15 protein-coding genes are annotated in these 18,336 nt (G+C 71.4%); 9 read left to right on the plus strand and 6 right to left on the minus strand.

Features of this window, described 5'->3' with window-relative positions; genetic code table 11:
* Nucleotides 1-171: 171 nt before the first annotated feature.
* Nucleotides 172-1,914 (plus strand): hypothetical protein, encoded by a 1,743-nt coding sequence (locus tag ACZ5ON_RS29685; protein ID WP_465599166.1) that lies wholly within the window; start codon nucleotides 172-174, stop codon nucleotides 1,912-1,914.
* 42 nt (nucleotides 1,915-1,956) lie between these two features.
* Here ACZ5ON_RS29685 and ACZ5ON_RS29690 read toward each other — a convergent pair whose 3' ends face one another.
* Both ACZ5ON_RS29690 and ACZ5ON_RS29695 read right to left on the minus strand, forming a co-directional pair.
* Nucleotides 1,957-3,489 carry a SufS family cysteine desulfurase gene (locus ACZ5ON_RS29690; protein WP_465599168.1) on the minus strand — a complete coding sequence of 511 codons (1,533 nt, stop codon included), beginning with the start codon at nucleotides 3,487-3,489 and terminating at the stop codon, nucleotides 1,957-1,959.
* Entirely contained in the window at nucleotides 3,476-4,882 is a 1,407-nt protein-coding gene (locus ACZ5ON_RS29695; protein ID WP_465599170.1) for a family 2B encapsulin nanocompartment shell protein, read from the minus strand. Before ACZ5ON_RS29695 ends, ACZ5ON_RS29690 begins: the two co-directional genes overlap by 14 nt.
* A gap of 461 nt (nucleotides 4,883-5,343) precedes the next feature.
* Here ACZ5ON_RS29695 and ACZ5ON_RS29700 point away from each other — a divergent pair, with 461 nt between their 5' ends.
* A complete protein-coding gene (locus tag ACZ5ON_RS29700; RefSeq protein WP_465599172.1) occupies nucleotides 5,344-6,741 on the plus strand; it encodes an amino acid permease in 1,398 nt (465 codons plus the stop codon).
* Between the two features lie 426 nt (nucleotides 6,742-7,167).
* Here ACZ5ON_RS29700 and ACZ5ON_RS29705 read toward each other — a convergent pair whose 3' ends face one another.
* Both ACZ5ON_RS29705 and ACZ5ON_RS29710 read right to left on the minus strand, forming a co-directional pair.
* Complete coding sequence (locus ACZ5ON_RS29705; RefSeq protein ID WP_465599175.1) at nucleotides 7,168-8,649, minus strand: purine-cytosine permease family protein; 1,482 nt, start codon at nucleotides 8,647-8,649, stop codon at nucleotides 7,168-7,170.
* 429 nt (nucleotides 8,650-9,078) lie between these two features.
* Nucleotides 9,079-9,999 (minus strand): siderophore-interacting protein, encoded by a 921-nt coding sequence (locus tag ACZ5ON_RS29710; RefSeq protein WP_465599177.1) that lies wholly within the window; start codon nucleotides 9,997-9,999, stop codon nucleotides 9,079-9,081.
* 102 nt (nucleotides 10,000-10,101) lie between these two features.
* Between ACZ5ON_RS29710 and ACZ5ON_RS29715 the strand changes: the two genes are divergently transcribed.
* The 5 genes from ACZ5ON_RS29715 to lepB all read left to right on the plus strand — a co-directional run bounded on the left by ACZ5ON_RS29715 (nucleotide 10,102) and on the right by lepB (nucleotide 14,505).
* A complete protein-coding gene (locus tag ACZ5ON_RS29715) occupies nucleotides 10,102-10,923 on the plus strand; it encodes a TetR/AcrR family transcriptional regulator (protein WP_465599179.1) in 822 nt (273 codons plus the stop codon).
* A 182-nt stretch (nucleotides 10,924-11,105) separates the two neighbouring features.
* Nucleotides 11,106-11,684: a MarR family winged helix-turn-helix transcriptional regulator gene (locus tag ACZ5ON_RS29720; RefSeq protein WP_465599181.1), complete on the plus strand. Its 579-nt coding sequence runs from the start codon at nucleotides 11,106-11,108 to the stop codon at nucleotides 11,682-11,684.
* A complete protein-coding gene (locus ACZ5ON_RS29725; protein WP_465599183.1) occupies nucleotides 11,681-12,586 on the plus strand; it encodes an ABC transporter ATP-binding protein in 906 nt (301 codons plus the stop codon). The genes ACZ5ON_RS29720 and ACZ5ON_RS29725 overlap by 4 nt, the downstream gene beginning before the upstream one ends.
* Nucleotides 12,546-13,433, plus strand: coding sequence for an ABC transporter permease (locus ACZ5ON_RS29730; RefSeq protein ID WP_465599184.1), 888 nt, complete (start codon nucleotides 12,546-12,548; stop codon nucleotides 13,431-13,433). The genes ACZ5ON_RS29725 and ACZ5ON_RS29730 overlap by 41 nt, the downstream gene beginning before the upstream one ends.
* Nucleotides 13,434-13,626: 193 nt before the next feature.
* Entirely contained in the window at nucleotides 13,627-14,505 is an 879-nt protein-coding gene (lepB, locus tag ACZ5ON_RS29735; protein WP_465599185.1) for a signal peptidase I, read from the plus strand.
* 13 nt (nucleotides 14,506-14,518) lie between these two features.
* On the opposite strand, the gene ACZ5ON_RS29740 is transcribed toward lepB, so the two are convergent.
* Nucleotides 14,519-14,992, minus strand: a complete 474-nt coding sequence (locus tag ACZ5ON_RS29740; protein WP_465599186.1) for a GNAT family N-acetyltransferase — start codon at nucleotides 14,990-14,992, stop codon at nucleotides 14,519-14,521.
* Nucleotides 14,993-15,518: 526 nt separating this feature from the next.
* On the opposite strand from ACZ5ON_RS29740, the gene ACZ5ON_RS29745 reads away from it, so the two are divergent.
* The gene (locus ACZ5ON_RS29745; RefSeq protein ID WP_465599255.1) at nucleotides 15,519-16,085 is read left to right on the plus strand and encodes a GNAT family N-acetyltransferase; all 567 of its coding nucleotides are present in this window, start codon (nucleotides 15,519-15,521) and stop codon (nucleotides 16,083-16,085) included.
* Nucleotides 16,086-16,154: 69 nt separating this feature from the next.
* Entirely contained in the window at nucleotides 16,155-17,339 is a 1,185-nt protein-coding gene (locus ACZ5ON_RS29750) for a PP2C family protein-serine/threonine phosphatase (protein ID WP_465599187.1), read from the plus strand.
* 343 nt (nucleotides 17,340-17,682) lie between these two features.
* Here the strand turns inward: ACZ5ON_RS29750 and ACZ5ON_RS29755 are convergent, their stop codons facing one another.
* Nucleotides 17,683-18,234, minus strand: a complete 552-nt coding sequence (locus tag ACZ5ON_RS29755) for a SigE family RNA polymerase sigma factor (RefSeq protein WP_465599190.1) — start codon at nucleotides 18,232-18,234, stop codon at nucleotides 17,683-17,685.
* Nucleotides 18,235-18,336: the final 102 nt, after the last annotated feature.

The raw sequence follows: 18,336 nt of genomic DNA on the forward strand, positions 1-18,336 counted from the left end.
TGCCGGGTTGCGCCTCGCTGATGCTTCAACAAATCGCGGACAAATTCGACCGTTTGGCGGCAGACTCGGGGCTGACGTACGACAGCACCGACAGGGGGGCCCATGGCCGGTACGACTCGACGCAGGTTACTCTGGGGGAGACTGGGCCTTCTCGCCCTGTGGTGGCTGTGGATGCCGGCCCTCGCACTGCTGATATGGGTGGTCAAGCACTTCGTCTTCGGCGGCTTCGGACAGCAGGACCAGAGCTACCGGCTGTTCCTCCAGGCGCAGTTCCTCCCGCACGGCACTCCGGTGCACGCGACGGCGCTGTTCTGGATCTGGGCGGCGATCGGCCTGGTCGGCACCCTGGTCATGGCGGTCAACGTGGTGGTGGCGACCGTGCTGCCGCGGTGGGTCGACTACCTGCTGGTCGGCGCCACGTCGCTGGCCGTGCTGGCATCGGCCGGGTGCACGGTGATGGCGTTCTGGGACAACGACAAGGACCTGGGTCGCTACTACGCTCGGGCCACGGTGCTGGACATCCCGACCTCGGCGTCCGACGCACCGGCCTCCGCCCGTCCGCTCACCAGGGACGCGCACAAGGGCGACGGCGACCGCTGCGACTACCTCGGCGCCGCCGACGTCCCGGCCTGCATCAAGGTGCGGCCCATGCCGAACTTCGGCTTCGAGCCGCGCACCGCCTCCTACGCCGCGGCCGCGACGGCGCTGAAGACCGGCTCCGCCCTCGCCTCGGGTGTCAGCCTGATGGACCACAGCATCCACTACCTGCCGGGCAAGGGCCAGGGCCACGGCGTGTGGACGGGCGTGCTGGACGGCTCGGGTTCCCAGCCCACCGAGGGCGTGGCCGTCTGGGACGGCACCTCCAACAGCAACAGCGCCTGCGAGTTCAAGGGCGACCACTCCTTCGACCGGGCCTTCAGCGGCAACCGGGCGAACAGCCTGCGCAACCTGCTGGCCGAGCGGTTCCCCGAACTCCTCTACGAGGACCAGGACGTCTGGGGCTACTGCGACGGGACCGACCTCGCCACCGCCGAGCCGGTCATCGTCATCGCGGTGACCCGGCAGATCGCCTGGCACAAGCGGACAGTGCAGCGTCCGGACGGTGTGCTGGTGCTGACCGGCTCGCCGAGCGGCAAGCCGGTGATCGAGCACCGGAGCACGGTGCACCCCGGTGAGCTGCCGGGCACGGTCTACCCGGGATCGGTCGTCAAGGAGCAGATCAGCGCGGTCCAGTGGCTGGCCGGCCGGGGCGCGAAGAACCGCGACGGCTTCGGTTTCGCCCACACCTCCACCGACACCAACGCCACCAACCCCGGCGAGTACCTGCTGCGTTCGACCACCGACGGGCACTACTACTACGTGACCCCGCTGGTGCCGAGGAACAGCTCCTCGGAGGCGATCATCGCCTTCGCGGTGGTGCGCGCCGACGAGGTGGACGCCGATCTCAACGAGCTCCAGGTGTACGTGCAGGGCGACACCAGCAGGCCCGTCAACCTGACCGAGCTCTCAAGCCGGATGGTCGCCTGGATCACCCAGCAGACCGGTGTCACGGTGACCACCGGAGCTGGCGGAAACCTTCAGGAGATCATCCCGTTCGGGCAGGGCATGTGGCGCGGGTTCGTCGACATCAACGGGCAGACCCAGGACTACATCGACGTCTCGGGTGACGGTCGGACCACGCCCAACCTGGTCTACCTCAAGCAGAGTCCGCCGGGCTCCCAGCCCTCCCCCGGTGGCACTCCGTCCCCTTCGCCTTCGCCTTCGCCCTCGGCCACCACCGCCCCCTCGGCGCCGCCGTCGGCCACCGACTGCGGCGGGGATCCGGCGAAGATGAGCACCTCCCAACTCGCCGCGTGCGTCTCCTCGTTCTCCTCGGCCCTGGCGAACCGGCTCCAGTCGGCGCCCGCGCAGTAGCGGACGGGCGGGCGCAGTTGCCGGCGCCCGCCCGTCGTGCCGCTACCGCGCCTGCGCCTGGATCTCCTGGAGCGCGGCGACCAGGGTGTCCACCTCCTGCGCAGTGTTGTACAGGGCGAGCGAGGCCCGGGCCGCGCTCTGCAGACCGAAGGAGGCCAGCGCCGGTTGCGCACAGTGGTGCCCGGCGCGCACCGCGATGCCCTGCTGGTCGAGCGCCCCGGCCAGCGCGGTCGGGTCCGTCCCGGCGAGCACGAAGGTCAGCACCCCGATCCTGCCCGGTGCGCTGCCGATCAAGTGCAGCCCGGGGACGGTGGCCAGCGCGCCCATCGCGTATGCGGTGAGCTGCTCCTCGTACGCGGTGGCGGCCTGCCGGTCGAGTCCGGCGAGGTACCTGAGGGCCGCCCGCAGTCCGGCGACCCCGGCGATGTGGCCGGTGCCGGCCTCCAGCCGGTGCGGGATCGGCGCGTACGTGGTCTCCTCGAAGCTCACCGAATCGATCATGTTGCCGCCGCCCTGCCACGGGGGCATGGCCTCCAGCAGCTCGCGCTTGCCGTAGAGCACGCCGATCCCGGTCGGGCCGAAGACCTTGTGTCCGGAGAAGGCGTAGAAGTCGGCGTCCAGCGCGGCGACGTCCACCGGGAAGTGGCTCACCGCCTGCGCGCCGTCCACCAGCACCCTGGCGCCGTACCGGTGGGCCAGCGCGGTCATTTCGGCCACCGGCGGGACGGTCCCCAGCACGTTGGAGGCATGGGTCAGCGCGACCAGCCTGGTCCGCGAACCGAGCAGGTCCCGGTAAGCGTCCTGGTCCAACTGCCCGTCGGGCAGCAGCGGGATCGGCCGGACCCGGACCCGGCGTTCGGCCGCGATCTGCTGCCAGGGCACCAGGTTGGAGTGGTGCTCGGCCGCCGAGACCAGGATCTCGTCCCCCACCCCGAGGTTGGCCCGGCCCCAGGTCTGCGCCACCAGGTTGACCGCCTCGGTGGTGCCCCGGACGAAGACGATCTCGTCGGTGTCCTGGGTGCCGAGCAGCTTGGCCGCCTCCTCGCGGCCCTCCTCGTACACCTGGGTGGCCTGCCTGGCCAGGCTGTGCGCACCGCGGTGGACGTTGGAGGTGCCCGTTGAGTAGTGCTCGGCGACGGCCTCGGCGACCTGGCGGGGCTTGAGCGTGGTGGCGCCGTTGTCCAGCCAGACCAGGCGCCGGCCGTTCACCTCGCGGTGCAGCTGCGGGAAGTCCCGCCGGACGGCCTCGACGTCGAAGCCGCTCGGCGGCGCGGTGGGCGGGGCGACGGGCGGTGTCACCGCCGGTGCCCGGCGCGGTTGTTGCGGCAACCAGTAGCGGGCGCCGCCGGCCGCGTGGGCGAGCGCGGCGGGCAACGGGTCCGGCACCGACGGCATCCCCGGTACCGGAAACCTTCCGGGCGCCCCGGTCGCCGGTGCGGCCGCCCGGGCCGGCCCGCCTGCGACCGGGGCGGCGACCGGGGCGGCGACCGGGGCGGCGGCGGGTGCGGCGGGTGCGGCAGGTGCGGCAGGTGCGGCAGGACCGGTACCGGGCGGCAGTCCGTCAGGAGTAGTCATAGTAGTTCGACACCTCGACGTTCTGGAGCACCGCGATGGCGTCGTCCACCAGCGCGGCGGTGGAGAAGTAGCAGGTCGCCAGGTAGGAGGTGATGGCCTGGCGGTCGACGCCCATCGCACGCACCGACAGGCCCGGCTCCACCTCGTCCGGCACCTTCGCCGGGCGCAGTCCGACCACGCCCTGCTGGGCCTCGCCGACCCGCATCAGCAGGATGCTGGTGGTCCCGGGCGCCGAGTCCGAGCCCTTGAGGTCGAGCTTGTCGGAAGGCAGCAGCGGCACGCCGCGCCAGGTCATGAACGGGCTGCCGAACAGCTCGACGATCTGCGGCGGCACTCCGCGCCGGGTGCACTCGCGCCCGAACGCGGCGATCGCCCTCGGGTGGGCCAGGAAGAACGCGGGCTGCTTCCAGACCCGGGCGAGCAGTTCGTCCATGTCGTCCGGGGTGGGCGCGCCGGTGCGGGTGTGCACCCGCTGGCTGGGCACGATGTTGTGGAGCAGCCCGTACTCGGGGTTGTTGAGCATCTCCCACTCCTGGCGCTCGCGCAACGCCTCGGTGGTCAGCCGCAGTTGGGCCTGGACCTGGTCGATCGAGGAGTTGTAGATGTCGGATACCCGGGTGTGCACCTTGAGCACGGTCTGCGCGATGCTCAGCTCGTACTCGCGGGGGTTCTCCTCGTAGTCCACGAAGGTGTCGGGCAGCTGCGGCTCGCCGTTGTGGCCGGAGGTCAGGCTGATCGGGTGCTCACGGTCGGCGGGCCCCTGGCCGTCGGCGGCGAAGGCGTCCAGTCCGGCGCGCAACGCGGGCTCGCGGTCGGCGAGTTCGGTGAGCACCCGGCGGTCGAGCGAGAGCACGGTACACGGCGTGACCGCCTTGACCTGGTACGGCACGGCCTCGCCGCGCACCCAAGCGCCGGCGTCGAAGAAGTCGCCGTCGCCGAGCACGGCGAGCAGGGCGTCCTCGCCGTACTGGCCGGTGGCGCGCTTCTCGGCGCGGCCGAACGCGATAATGTGCAGCGCCTCGACGGGGGCGCCCAAGGCGCCGATGAGCTCGCCGGGCGCGACCTCGCGCTGGACGAAGCCGCCGGCCAGCGCGGTCAGCAGCGGGCTCTCCTGGTCACGCAGGAAGGACAGCTCGCGCAGGTCCTCGGCGATCACCCGGGACGCGCCGCCACCGTCCACGTAGGTGCTGATCAGCCCGTCGCCGAGGATGAAGCCCCGACGGCGGTTGACCCGGTAGACGCCGGCCTCCAGGTCCACCCAGGGCAGCGCGCGCAGCAGGTAGCGGGGGGTGATCCCGAGCATCTGCGGCACGGTCTTGGTGGTGGTGGCCAGGTTCCTGGCGGCGGAGGTACTGAGGCTTTGCTGGTTCTGCTGGACGGTCTCGGCGGTCATGGCAGGTCCTGGTCCTTGTCCCTTGGTCCGAAGAACTGACTGCGCGTCAGAACGCATATGGCAGAAGGGGATCAGCTCTTCTTCCGGTCATCAGAGATTGTCGCCACAGCGATTGCCACGGCGTGAGATTGTTCGATTACGCCGGTTTTGTTCCGGTGCGCAGCATCAGGCATCGCCTCACGGAAACTCACTCGAAAGCGTGAATTGGGCCATAAGTGGTACTGAGATGTTCGAAAGCTCCCGTTGGGGATCGCCTGCGGTGCACGGCATCGTCCTGCGTCGGGCGGCGCCGGGCGGCGCAGGACGAGTACCGGCCGAGGGGGCCCGTGACCGCAAGTTTTTCGGTGGGATATCGGGCTTGCGACACAATTCCTGGCGATTTGGTAAGGGGTGTCCGCTACGCCAGCATTGATGTCCGCTCCACCGAGCGCGAGCAGGACCAGGAAAGGCACACCACCCTCATGCAGACCAGTCCGGCCGTACCACGGCAGGCAGCCCCACCGAGCACGCCCGATCCCGCGCAGGCGCCCGCCCCGGCCACCGGAAGAACCGGACGCTTCGGTCTGCCGACCGCCACCGCCCTGGTCATGGGCAACATCATCGGCGGCGGGATCTTCATGATCCCCGCGGCTGTCGCGCCCTACGGCACGGTCAGCCTGGTCTCGTTCGCCGTGCTGACGGTGGGGGCCATCGCGCTCGCCCTGGTCTTCGGGCAGCTGGCCCGACGGAACCCGCGCACCGGCGGGCCGTACGTCTACGCCCGCGAGGCATTCGGCGACTTCGCCGGCTTCCTGTCGGCCTGGTCGTACTGGATCACCACCTGGGTCAGCAACGCCGCGCTCGCGGTGGCCGCGGTCGGCTACCTCGACGTGCTGGTGCCGATCCAGCACTCCAAGTGGCTCACCATCGGCGCCGCACTGACCGTCCAGTGGCTGCCCGCGCTGGCCAACCTGGCCGGCACCCGGTACGTCGGCACGGTCCAGCTGGTCTCCACCGTGCTGAAGTTCATCCCGCTCGCGCTGGTCGCGATCGGCGGCCTGGGCTTCTTCGACCCGTCCAAGCTCGGCCCCTTCAACGCCTCCGGGCAAAGCTGGGCCGGCGGCATGACCGCCGCCGCCGCGATCCTGCTCTTCAGCTACCTGGGCGTGGAGTCCGCCGCGATGAGCGCCGGCGAGGTCCGCGACCCGGAGCGCAACGTCGGCCGGGCCAGCGTGCTCGGCACCTCGGGCGCGGCGCTGGTCTACCTGCTCGGCACCCTCGCCGTGTTCGGGACGGTCGCCCACGACAAGCTGGTCCACTCCACCGCGCCGTTCTCCGACGCCGTGGACAACATGTTCGGCGGTTCCTGGGGCGGCACGGTGATCGCGGTCGCCGCGCTGGTGTCGATGACCGGCGCGCTCAACGGCTGGACCCTGCTGGCCGCGCAGGCGCCGTACGCCGCCGCGCAGGACGGACTGTTCCCGGCGGCCTTCGCCTCCAAGCGGCGCGGGGTACCGGTCTTCGGCGTCCTGATCAGCGTCTCGCTGGCCTCGCTGCTGACCATCCTCAACTTCACCACCGGCTCCCAGGGCGCGTTCAACATCCTGGTACTGGTCACCACCTTCACCGCCACCGTCCCCTACCTCCTCTCCACCGCCGCCCAGCTCTACTGGCTGGTCCGCGGCGAGAGCGGCAAGGTGGCCCCCGGCCGCCTCACCAGGGACGCCGTCCTCGGCCTCGGCGCCTTCGCCTTCTCCCTGTGGCTGCTCGCCGGTGCCGGCTACGCGGCCGTCTACCAGGGCGTGCTGTTCCTCTTCGCCGGCATCCTGGTCTACGTCTGGCTGGCCGGCCGCCGGGCCCGCGAGGTCGCGTCCTCGTAAGCCCAACGCCGGAGCGTCCCCCGGGGCGGCAGGGTTCCCACCCTGCCGCCCTCCGCGTTGCCGGGCACACTCGACACATCGAGGTGATCACAGGACCATCACACGATCGGCCGGTGTCCCAGACATTCGACCGGCACCACCCAACCCCGGGGAGCCGGGTCCACCGGGATCGTCCGCCCGCAGACCGGTAAGCGCTCGCGTCGGGGCACCCGGCCCCGGGGCCCACCCCGGCGCTGACCGGGCCCGCCACCGGACGGCGTGCGGGCCGGACGACCGCCCGCCCTGACTGCGGCGAGGTGCCCGACGGCGCACCGGCCCCCGGGGGGGGCGAGACCGTCCGCCGGGGTCACCCACAGAACGGAGAGGTCCCCCACGCCGCGTGCACGGTGTGGGGGACCTCTGCGTTCTCGCGGGAGGCGTGATCCGTCAGACGGTCGCGTTCTCGCGCTCATCGACTGCGGCCTCGGCGGCTGCCGGCTCGGCCGGGGCCGGGGTGTTCTCCTGCGGAGTCGGGAGGACGGCCATGAGCAGCGCCGAGATGGCGATGGTGGCGGCCCAGCTGAGGCCGTACTCACCGACCGGGGTGGAGGCCAGCGGGCCGGTGAACCAGTCGCACTTGGTGAAGCAGAGCCCCGCGATCAGCGCGACGGTCCAGGCGACCATCGCCTGCCAGCAGAAGCCGCCCGAGTACCAGTAGCGGCTGCTGGGGGTGGTGTCCATCAGGCCCTCGGCGTCGTAGCGCACCTTGCGCGAGCGGCGGCGCAGCATGTCGACCGAGTAGACGCCGATCCAGGCGGAGAAGGAGACCGCGAGCAGGACCAGGAAGGTGATGAAGGAGCCGAGGAAGCTGCTCGCCACCAGCATCAGCATCAGACCGCCGACCAGGGAGATCACCGCGTTGATGCTCACCGCCAGGGCACGCGGCAGCTTCACGCCCATGGTCTGCGCGGTGAAGCCGGCCGAGTACATCGACAGGCTGTTGATCAGCAGCATGCCCACGATCGCGGTGAGCAGGTACGGCACGGCGAGCCAGGTCGGCAGGATGTCGCCGAGGAAGGAGACCGGGTCCTGCGCCTTGGCCAGGTCCGGGGTGGAGACCGCCATGACGCCACCCATCAGCACCATCGGGACCACCACGATGCCGGCGCCGGAGACCGTCACGCCGACGATCTTCTTACCGGAGGCCTTGTGCGGCAGGTAGCGCGCGAAGTCGGGGCCGGTGGGCACCCAGCTGATGCCGCCGGCCGCGATGGTGCCGATACCGGCGACCATCATCGCGGTGGTGCCGGCCGGCTTGGCGAAGACCTCGTTCCAGTGCACGTTGGCGACCAGGTAGCCGAGCACCATGAGGCTGAAGACGCCGAACAGGTAGGTCGACCACTTGTTGCACACGTTCAGCGCCTTGCGGCCCATGCCACTCACCAGGAAGGTGCTGGCAACGAAGAGGAACAGCGTCACCACGATGAGCACGGTGTTGCTCTTGATGCCGAAGAGCAGGTCGAGGACGGTCAGCACGGCGTAGGCGCCGGTGACCGCGTTGATCGTCTCCCAGCCGAAACGGGCCACCCACAGGATCGAGCCCGGGAAGAGGTTCCCGCGCACACCGAAGGTCGCACGGGAGAGCATCGCGCCGGGCGCGCCACCCCACTTACCGGAGACCGACAGCAGTCCGACCATGCCGAACGACGCGACAGCGGCACAGGCGGCGACGATCAGGACCTGCCAGAAGTCCAGCTGGTTGAAGACCACCAGAGCGGCACCCATGGTGAGCAGCAGCACACTGATGTTGGCCGCGACCCAGGTCGGGAAGAGCTCACGGACGCGGCCGTGCCGCTCACCGTCCGGTACAGGCTCGATACCTCGGGTCTCGATGGCGCCGTCGGAGTCGGCGGTGGACAGGGTGTCCATATGAGGGGGGCTCCGTAGGTGTAATCGGGTCCGGCCACAACGCCGGACAGGTACGGTGGGAGTCTACGCGCGTCAACGGCTCGCAACTACCGCACTTTTACCAGAATCTGACTAGTTGACGGGTTTTGGATCCATTCATGACAGTGCGAGACTCTCGCACTGGCCGAATCAAACTGGACATTAGGTCCAATAGTAGGACAAGCAGCAGAAAACCCCTTCCCGTCGTTCGGCATGACCACGACACCCTGCACGGCATATTAAGTAGTACTTAACTTGTCGCAGTTGGCTCGGCACACCACACGGCCCGGCACATCACCTGCAGCGGCACGCCGGGCCGTGTGGCTCGATCGGGAGCGGAGTGCGGCTCAGGGGGCCGACGGGATGGCACCCGGGCCCATCGGGACCTGAGCGCCGACCCCTCCGGCACTCTCACCCCTCCCCGACCCCTCCGGCCTGGGCCAGGCGCTCCCGCGCCTCGGCCAGGTCCTCCGGGGTCGGGGCGTCGTCCTGGGTCAGCTTCAGCCGCCAATAGCCGGTGAACTCGATCGACTGCTTGTCCAGCCCCCGATCGTCCACCAGGTGCCGGCGCAGGACCCGGACCTCGGACGACTCACCGGCCAGCCAGGCGAAGGCGGAGCCGGTGGGGAACCCGGCCGCCCGGACGGCTTCGAGCAGCGCCCCGCTCCGCCCGGGCAAGGCCCCGTCCCGGTGCAGCCAGTGCAGGCTCACCTCGGCGCGGCTGTCGATGCGCTGCTCGTCGGCCGCTTCACCGACCTCGATCCAGGCCAGCGCGCGGGCGCCCTCGGGCAGCGACTCCAGCAGGGTCGCGATCGCGGGCAGTGCCGTCTGGTCCCCGGCCAGCAGGTACCAGTCGGCCGCACCGAGCGGCCGGGCGTAGTCGGCCGACGGACCGTACCGGCCGATCACGTCGCCGGGCCGCGCGGCGAGCGCCCAGCGCGTCGCCGGACCGAGACCGTCACCGCGGCAGTCCGACTCCCGCCCCGGCTCCTGGTGCGACTCCAGGTGCGGATCCCCGTGCAGGACGAAGTCGATGTCGATCGCGCTCCGGTCCGGATGGTGAGCGCGGACGGTGTAGCTGCGCAGCCACGGCCGCTCGTCTTCGGGAATCGCCAGATAGGCCTGGTACCAGCCCATCGCGTCACCGTCCGGCTCCGACACCGGAAGCCGCGGAACGGACTGCCCGGGCCGCGGGAAGATCAGTTTCAGCTGCTGGTCCGGCCAGCTCGCAAGGTCACCAAGTGCCTTGCTGGTGAAGGTGATTCGCACCATGTGCGGCGAGAGGCGGCGGACGGCGGCCACCGTGAGGAACGAGACGAGCTGCTCTTCCATGGCACTCCCCAGAAGTCGTCGGGCTGAGCCCGGCCGAATGCTAGCCTTTACGCCGTAAAGCGCGAGGCGCGGAATGGACTTTACACCGTAAGGAGACAAGCGTTGGTCGTTTTCGCCGGGCGGGGAGACGCCGGCCGCTCGATGGCACTGCTCTGGCGCACCGCCGAACCGCGCCGCACTGCCGAACCGCGCCGCACCGCCGAACCGCGCCGGGGCGCCGGCCTGAGCGTGGATCTGATCGTGGACGCGGCGATCGAACTGGCCGACGCCGAGGGGATGGCCGCGCTGTCCATGCGCGCGGTGGGCGACCGGCTCGGGTGCACGGCGATGGCGCTGTACACCCATGTCGCGAACAAGAACGAGCTGCTGGACCTGATGCACGACCGGGTGCTCGGCGAGCTCACCGGCGAGTACGGGCTCGACCAGGGCTGGCGTGCGGCGGTGACGGCCTGGGCCGGTGACGCCTGCGCGTTCTATCTGCGCCACCCGTGGGTGCTCCAGGTCTCCCAGGCCCGGCCGGTGCTCGGGCCGAACGAGTACGGCGTACTGGAGGCCGTGGTCCGGATCCTGTACGCGACCGGCCTGCCCGCCGGGGTGCTGCGGCGCCTGGTGGGATCGCTGTTCCACCTCGTCCGGGCGACCGCGCGGACCATCGCCGAGTCACGCCAGGCCGCGAACGCCACCGGGGTCGGCGACGCGGAGTGGTGGTCGACCCGCTCGGCCATGCTGCTGGAGGTCGCACCCGACTTCGCCGAGCGGTTCCCGACGGTGGTCCGGCTGGAGACCGAGGGCGCGGTCCAGCCCGTCGACGACGGCACCCCCTATCTGGAACGGGAGGCCAGGGAGACCTTCGACTTCGGGCTCACCATCCTGCTGGACGGGGTCGAGGCCGCCATCGTCCGCGCCGGATCGGCCGCAGGCTGAGCTGGATCCCCCGCACCGGATCCCCCACCGCCGGATGCCCACGCCGGATCCCCCACCGCCGGATGCCCACGCCGGATCGGCCACGGGCTGAGCCCGATCTGCCGAGCCGGTCCGGGAGTTCGCGTCACGCCTCAGGTCGGCCACCCTGCCGTTAGCTCGCACTCAGAGCTAAAATCGTGGACATGGCGCCGAAGGACCTCGCCGGCGAACTCACCGAGCAGTTGGCCGGCTTCCAACGGGTGTTGCGGCGAAGGCTCCGCAGCGGGCTGAGCACGCCGCGGCTTCGGGGCGCTCAGGTCGAACTGATGCGCCTGGTGGACGCCCGGCCCGGCCTCCGGGTCTCGGCCGCGGCCGGGGAGCTGTTCCTGGCCGGCAACTCGGTCTCCACGCTGGTCAATCAGCTCGTCCAGGCCGGGCTGCTGCGCCGCGAGCCCGACCCGCTGGACCGCCGGGCGGCGCTGCTGTACGTCACGCCGGCGGCCGTGGACCGGCTGCATGCCTGGGACACCCGGCGCAACGACCTGGTGCGGGAGCGTCTCGCCGCGCTGTCCGAGGAGGACCGGGCGGCACTCGCGGCCGCGCTCCCCGCGCTGCGCAGGCTGACCGAGAGCCTGTGCCAGGAGGAGTGCGCGGCACCGGAGTCGTCCGGTCGGGACCCGTGCGGCCGGGGTCAGTGCGGTACCGAGTACGGCGATCGGGAGCACCGCGAACGGGAGCACGGCGAACCGGCCCACTGCGGGCAGGAGGGAGACCCGACATGACGGTGGCAGAGCCTGCCGGGCACGACCGGCCGCCGGACCTCCCCGGGCCGGAAGCGCTGCGCTGCACCGGACTTCGCTACCACTTCGGCAGCACGCGGGCCGTGGACGGGGTGGATCTGGAGGTCCGGCCCGGAGAGGTCTTCGGACTGCTCGGCCCCAACGGCGCGGGCAAGACCACCGCGATCCGGGTGATCACCACGCTGCTGCGGGTGCCGCCGGGGATGGTCGAGGTGTTCGGCCACGACTGCGCCCGGGAACGGATGGCCGTGCGGCGCCTGCTCGGTTACGTGCCGCAGCAGTTGTCGGCCGACAGCGGGCTGACCGGCCGGGAGAACGTCGCGCTCTTCGCCCGGGTCTTCGACGTACCGCGCCGTGAGCGCGCCGCCCGGGTCGCCGCGGCGCTGGCGGCGGTCGGGCTGACCGAGTCGGCCAACCGGCTCGCGGGCACGTACTCCGGTGGCATGGTGCGCCGACTGGAACTGGCGCAGGCCCTGGTCAGCGCGCCGCGCCTGCTGATCCTGGACGAACCGACGATCGGGCTCGACCCGATCGCCCGTACCAGTGTCTGGGAGCACATCACCCGGGTCAGGGTGGCCACCGGGATGACGGTCCTGGTCACCACGCACTACATGGACGAGGCGGAGCAGAACTGCGACCGGGTCGCCCTGATGCACCGGGGGCGGATCCGGGCCGTCGGCTCCCCGGAGGAGCTCAGGGCCGGCCTCGTCCACACGAGGCGGTCCACCGGGCCCGCCACCGACGGGCCACCGACAGCACCGACCCTGGAGGACGTCTTCCGGTACTACGCCGGGAGCGGCCTCGACGGCCGGGGATCCACCGAGGACGGAGGCGACTTCCGAGATGTCCGCCGTACCCGCCGCACCGCGTCCCGCGTCGGCTGACCAGGATCCGGGCACGTCCGGGTCCGCCGGCACCCCGTCGTTCCAGGAGAGCCTGCTGCTGGCTCCGCCACGGCCCCGCCGGGGCTGGCGGATGGTGGCCGGCCGACTGGTCGCCATGTGCCTGGTGGAGCTGCAGAAACTGCGGCACGACCGGACCGAGCTCTACACCCGTGCCGTGCAGCCGGTGCTCTGGCTGCTGGTCTTCGGGGAGACCTTCACCCGGATCCGGGCCATCCCGACCGGCGACGTGCCGTATGTGGACTACCTGGCGCCCGGGATCATCGCGCAGTCCGCGATGTTCATCGCCATCTTCTACGGGATCATGATCATCTGGGAGCGGGACTCCGGGGTGCTGACCAAGTTGCTGGTCACGCCGACCCCGCGGTCCGCGCTGGTCGCCGGCAAGGCCTTCGCCGCCGGGGTCAAGGCCCTGATCCAGGCGGTCGTGGTGGTGCTGATCGCCGCCGCGCTGGGCGTCTCGTTCAGCTGGAACCCGTTGCACCTGGCCGGAGTCGCCGTGGCGGTCGTGCTGGGCTCGGCGTTCTTCGCCTGTCTGTCGGTGTCGATCGCCGGGATCGTGCTCACCAGGGACCGTCTGATGGGCATCGGTCAGGCCATCACCATGCCGCTGTTCTTCGCCTCCAACGCGCTCTACCCGGTCTCGCTGATGCCGGGCTGGCTGCAGGCCATCAGCAAGGGCAATCCGCTCAGCTACGAGGTCGACGCGCTGCGCGGCCTGCTGCTCGGCACCCCCGCCCACCTCGCCGTCGACTTCTCGGTGCTGGCCTGCGCCGCGCTCGTCGGCATCGGTACCGCATCCGCCCTGATGGGGAGGCTGGCACGCTGACCGGGGCCGGGTCCACCGGCTCGGACCGCGTGGTCGGCACACCGGCGGCCACCGGCACCGGGCGGCCGAGGCCGGTTCCAGGACGGGCGCCCGCGCCCGGCCTGCGGGTTCCGATCCGGCCCGGCCGGGTTCCGGGAACCATCGTGCGTTGAATGGGGGTGGGGGCGCACCGCGTGTCCTCGCGGGCACAGGCATGGACACGGGGGACGGTATGGGCCACAGGCGGGGACGGAATCGGGCAGCGCGCGCCCAGGAGCGTGCGAAGCGTCCGATGTGGGTGGAGATTCCGGTCATGGCCGCGATCGCGCTGGTACTGGCCTTCGTCATCAAGACGTTCTTCGTCCAGGCCTTCTACATCCCGTCCGGCTCGATGGAGAACACCCTGCGGCTGGGTGACCGGGTCCTGGTCGACAAGCTGACACCCTGGTTCGGCTCCACGCCCTCGCGCGGCGACGTGGTGGTGTTCCGGGATCCGGGCGACTGGCTGGCCAACGAGCCCACGCCGCACGCCAGTGGCGTGCAGACGGCGCTGAGCACGGTCGGGCTGATGCCGTCGGCCGACGAGAAGGACCTGATCAAGCGGGTCATCGCGGTCGGCGGGGACACCGTCAGGTGCACCGCGGGCTCCCCCGTCTCGGTCAACGGCGTCGCATTGAACGAGCCCTACCTCTACCCGGGCGCGACCCCCTGCGACAACGACCCGGTCGGGACGGTCACCGTGCCCAAGGGCAAGCTCTGGGTGATGGGCGACCACCGCAACAACTCCGAGGACTCGCGCTTCCACCAGCTCACCACCGCGGGCGACGGCTTCGTCCCGCAGGAGAACGTCATCGGACGCGCCTTCGTGGTGGCCTGGCCGGTCTCGCACTGGGCCACCTTGCCGGAGCCGGACACCTTCGACCAGCCCCAGCTCCGGGCGCAATCGGCGTCCGACGCACCCGCCGCCGAGTCCCCCGCGCTGCTTGGCGTGGCCTCGGCAGTCCCGCTGACGTTCTGGCTGCGGCGCCGACGCACGGCGCTCACGGCCTCACCCGCAGCAACCGCGGCCGTCGCGCCGCAGGGGCGCGAGTAGTCGCACGGCGCGTTCAGCCGGCGGTGGCGAGCGGTTTGGTCAGCTGCCGCTCCTGGCCCGCTCCGCTGCCCCGGAAGCCGTTGCGGCGGTAGAGGTTCTCGGCACGGGTGTTGCCCGGTGCCACCGACAGCCGGAGGGCGGTCGCGCCCTGCCGCCGCGCCCAGCGCTCGACCTCAAGAATCAGGAAGTCCCCGACACCCCGGCCCCGGGCCCCGGGGCTGACCCACATCGTGATCAGCTCGGCGGTGTTGTCCTGCCCGGTCGGGACGCCGCTGACCATCCCCGCGGGTGTGCCGTCCAGGACGGCGACGATGTTGTACGAGCCGGGAAGCTCCAGCCGCGAGCGCCATCGCTCTTCCCGGTCGCCCTCGCCCTGCCAGTCCGCGAGCGTGGCGACGAAGGCCTCCGGCGCCTCGACGAGCGAGGCGAGCCGGAGCTCCCGCCAGAGCTCCCAGTCGTCTGAAGTCAGTATCAGTGCCTCGATCACGCCGGGTAGTCTGACCACTCGCCGCAGTGGGCGGCAACCGATTTGTCCGGCACGGGAGTTAGGCGGGCACCGGACCACCCGGCCGGGTTCCGGGCAGGGTTGGGGCCGCACGGGCGGCCGGCTTCGGCGGGTCCGGGCCGTCCGGCCACCGTCCGAAGCCGCCGGGCCGTGCCCGACCGGACCGGTGAGCGCCCGCCGGCGAAGACCGTACGTCGGGGCGGAACTCGCCCGTGAAGGAGCCGACATGGACAGCAGTACCTGGGACGCCGTCGACCGCCTGGTCGGCTGGCTCGACGGTGAGAGCCGGCTCTCGGCGGGGGACGAACGGCTGCTGCGCATCCTCAAGCTCTCCGAGGAGGTCGGCGAGGTCGGGCAGGCGGTCATCGGCGCGACCGGGCAGAATCCGCGCAAGGGCGTGACCCACTCCTGGGAGGACGTGCAGCACGAGATCTGCGACGTGGTCCTCGCCGCCCTGGTGGCGCTGCGCACCCTCACCCCCGAGGCCCGCGAGGTGTTCGCCGAGCGGATGGCCCACGTCGAGGCGCGCTCGCTGGCCGCGCGTTCACCGGTGTCCGTGCTCGACGTCCCGCCGACCGGACGGCTGGACCTGCTGCCGCTGCGGGTGGAGCACGCCGAGGAGATGGCCGAGGTGCTGGGCGATCCTCGGCTGCACACCTTCATCGGCGGCGAGCCGTACGGTCCGCAGGCCTTGCGCGCGCGCTACCAGCGGATGACCGCGGGCTCCCCCGAACCCGGGGAGCTGTGGCTGAACTGGGTGCTTCGGCTGCGCGAGGAGGACCGGCTGGTCGGCACCGTCCAGGCCACCGTCAGCGGCTCCACCGCCGAGCTCGCCTGGGTCATCGGCACGCCGTGGCAGGGGCGCGGCTACGCCACCGAGGCCGCCCGTGCCCTGCTCGACCGCCTCGCCGGACAGCCGTTCGCCCCGGCCGTACCGCTCACCGCCGTGGTCGCGCACATCCACCCCGACCACCACGCCTCGGCCGCCGTCGCCACCGCCCTGGGCCTTCGCCCGGCCGGCCGCCGCGATGACGGCGAGCTCCGCTGGCAGCTCGATCTGGATCAGGTCCGGTAGCTCGGCTCGGAACGGGTCAAACCGGGCGTGGATATGCCATAAAGGAGGGGAAGAGGAGCAGCGCGAGGAATGATGAACACGGCCGAGGACCGGTACATCCCGCGTCGCGCGTCGGGCCTGCGGGCGCTGACGCCCCCGCGCAGTGTCAAGCCGGTCATGTGTTTCCGGGGCCGCGATGTCTCCTGGGTGCTGCCCACCGTGCTGCTGGCGGTCATAGCGCTCGGTGACTGGAACTCCTCCGGGGAGTTCCGGATCGTCACCTGGATCGTGCTGGTACCGGGCATCGCGGCGGCCGTGTGCGGCCCGGTGGTCACCGCGGTGTTCGCCGCGGTGGCGGCGTTCGGCTACCCGTGGCTCGACAACGCCTGGCCGCACCCCGACCAGATGGGCCCGACCGACCACGCGCTGGTCATCGTCGGCGGCCTGGTCGCCGTAGTGGTGTCCTGGCTGCGCATCCGCGCCCAGAACCATCTGCTCCGGGTGGAGAACGCCGCGGACGCCACCCGCCAGGTGGTGCTGCGGCCGATCCCGCCCGGGACCGGCGGTCTCGACGCGGCCGGCACCTATCTCGCCGCGGACAGCGAGGCCCGGGTCGGGGGCGACTTCTTCGAGGTGCTGGCCACCCCCTACGGCGCCCGCGCGCTGCTGGGCGATGTGCAGGGCAAGGGCGTCGGCGCGGTCTCGGCGGCCTCGGCGCTGGTCGGTACCTTCCGGGAGGCGGGCTACCACGAGCCCCAGCTGGCGACCGTGGCCGAGCGCCTGGAGAGCCGGATGATCCGCAACAACGACTACTCGGCCGCCATGGGCCGTCCCGACGAGCGGTTCGCCACGGCGGTTCTGGTGGGCTTCCCCCCGCCGCGGGACGGTCTCACTCCCGACTGGATCGAGCTGGTCAACCTGGGCCACGAGGGCCCGCTGGTCATCGGTCCCGACGGCGTACGGGTGCTCCCCGAGGGCTGCCACCCGCCGCTGGGTCTGGGCGGACTGGTCGGCGGGGTCCCGCGGGCGGTGCGGGTGCCGTTCGGCAAGTCCGACAGTCTGCTGATGTTCACCGACGGGGTGAGCGAGGCCAGGGACGGGCAGGGGGTGTTCCTGCCGGTCCTCGCCCGGCTGTCCGGGACCGCGGGCGTACGGGATGAGCTCTCCGTCGGCGAGCTGGTGGAGCTGGTCGAGCGGATGGTGCTGGAGCACACGCGCGGACGGCTCAGCGACGACACCGCGATCCTGGCACTCAGGCGGCTGCCGCAGGGGTAGCTCCGGGATCGCTCCTCCACCCCGCGAAGGGGTGAGCTAGAACAGGGTGGATCCCGGGTCGTGCCGGACGCGCAGACGGACGGCCGCTTCAGCTTCGCCCGGACCGTCTCCAGTGCCGCGATGTCCGTGTCGTCCAGCCGGTCGTCGAAGACCTCGGCCAGGGCCTCGCGGTGGGGGGGCGTTCGCGGCGGCGAAGGTCGCACGGCCCTCGGCGATCAGCGCGATCCGGACCGAGCGGAGACGGCGGTGCCGCGCGGGGGCCCTTCACCCCGGTGACGGCCGCGGAGGCACTCGCCCCCGACGACACCCACAGGTCGCACTGACCAGCTCCACAGGTCAGGCCCTATGCCCTGGCCGCCGCGCTCCACAGCCGCAGATCGCTCACGCGGCCGGAGTCCTCGAAGAACAGCTCGCGTTCGTTGCCGAGCTGCTCGCGCAGCACGGCCAGCGCCCGCATGCTGCGCGACTTCACCAGGGACGGGGTGACCGAGAGGATCTCGGCGGTCGTCTCCACGCTGTGGTCCTCCCAGTAGCGCAGCAGCAGGATCGCCCGGTCGCGCGGGGCCAGCCGCCCGAGCGCGTCCAGCAGCGTCAGCCGTACGGCCGTGGGGTCGCTCTCGGCGGTCCGGTCCGGCAGCTGGTCCACTGCGATCTCGCTGCTGCTGCGCAGCCGGCGGTGGTCCAGGAGGGTGTTCAGCAGGACCTTGCGGGCGTAGTGGAACGGGTCCTCCGGGCCCTTGCGGCCGATCCGGTTCCACGCGACGTACATCTTGGTGAGCGTGCTCTGGGTGAGGTCCTGAGCCAGATGCCAGTCACGGCACATCAGGTAGGCGATCTGCCGCAGCCGCACCACGTTGGCCTCGGCGAAAGCTATGAACTCGGGCTCACCACGCATGAGCTGTCCCCCGTTCTGGCCGGCTTACCGGCTCGGAAACGATATCGGCGCGGCGGCCCCCGGTGACGTCGGGACCGCAGCGCGGCCGGTCGGTCGCTGCTG

The organism is Kitasatospora sp. NPDC032150 (assembly GCF_055579945.1).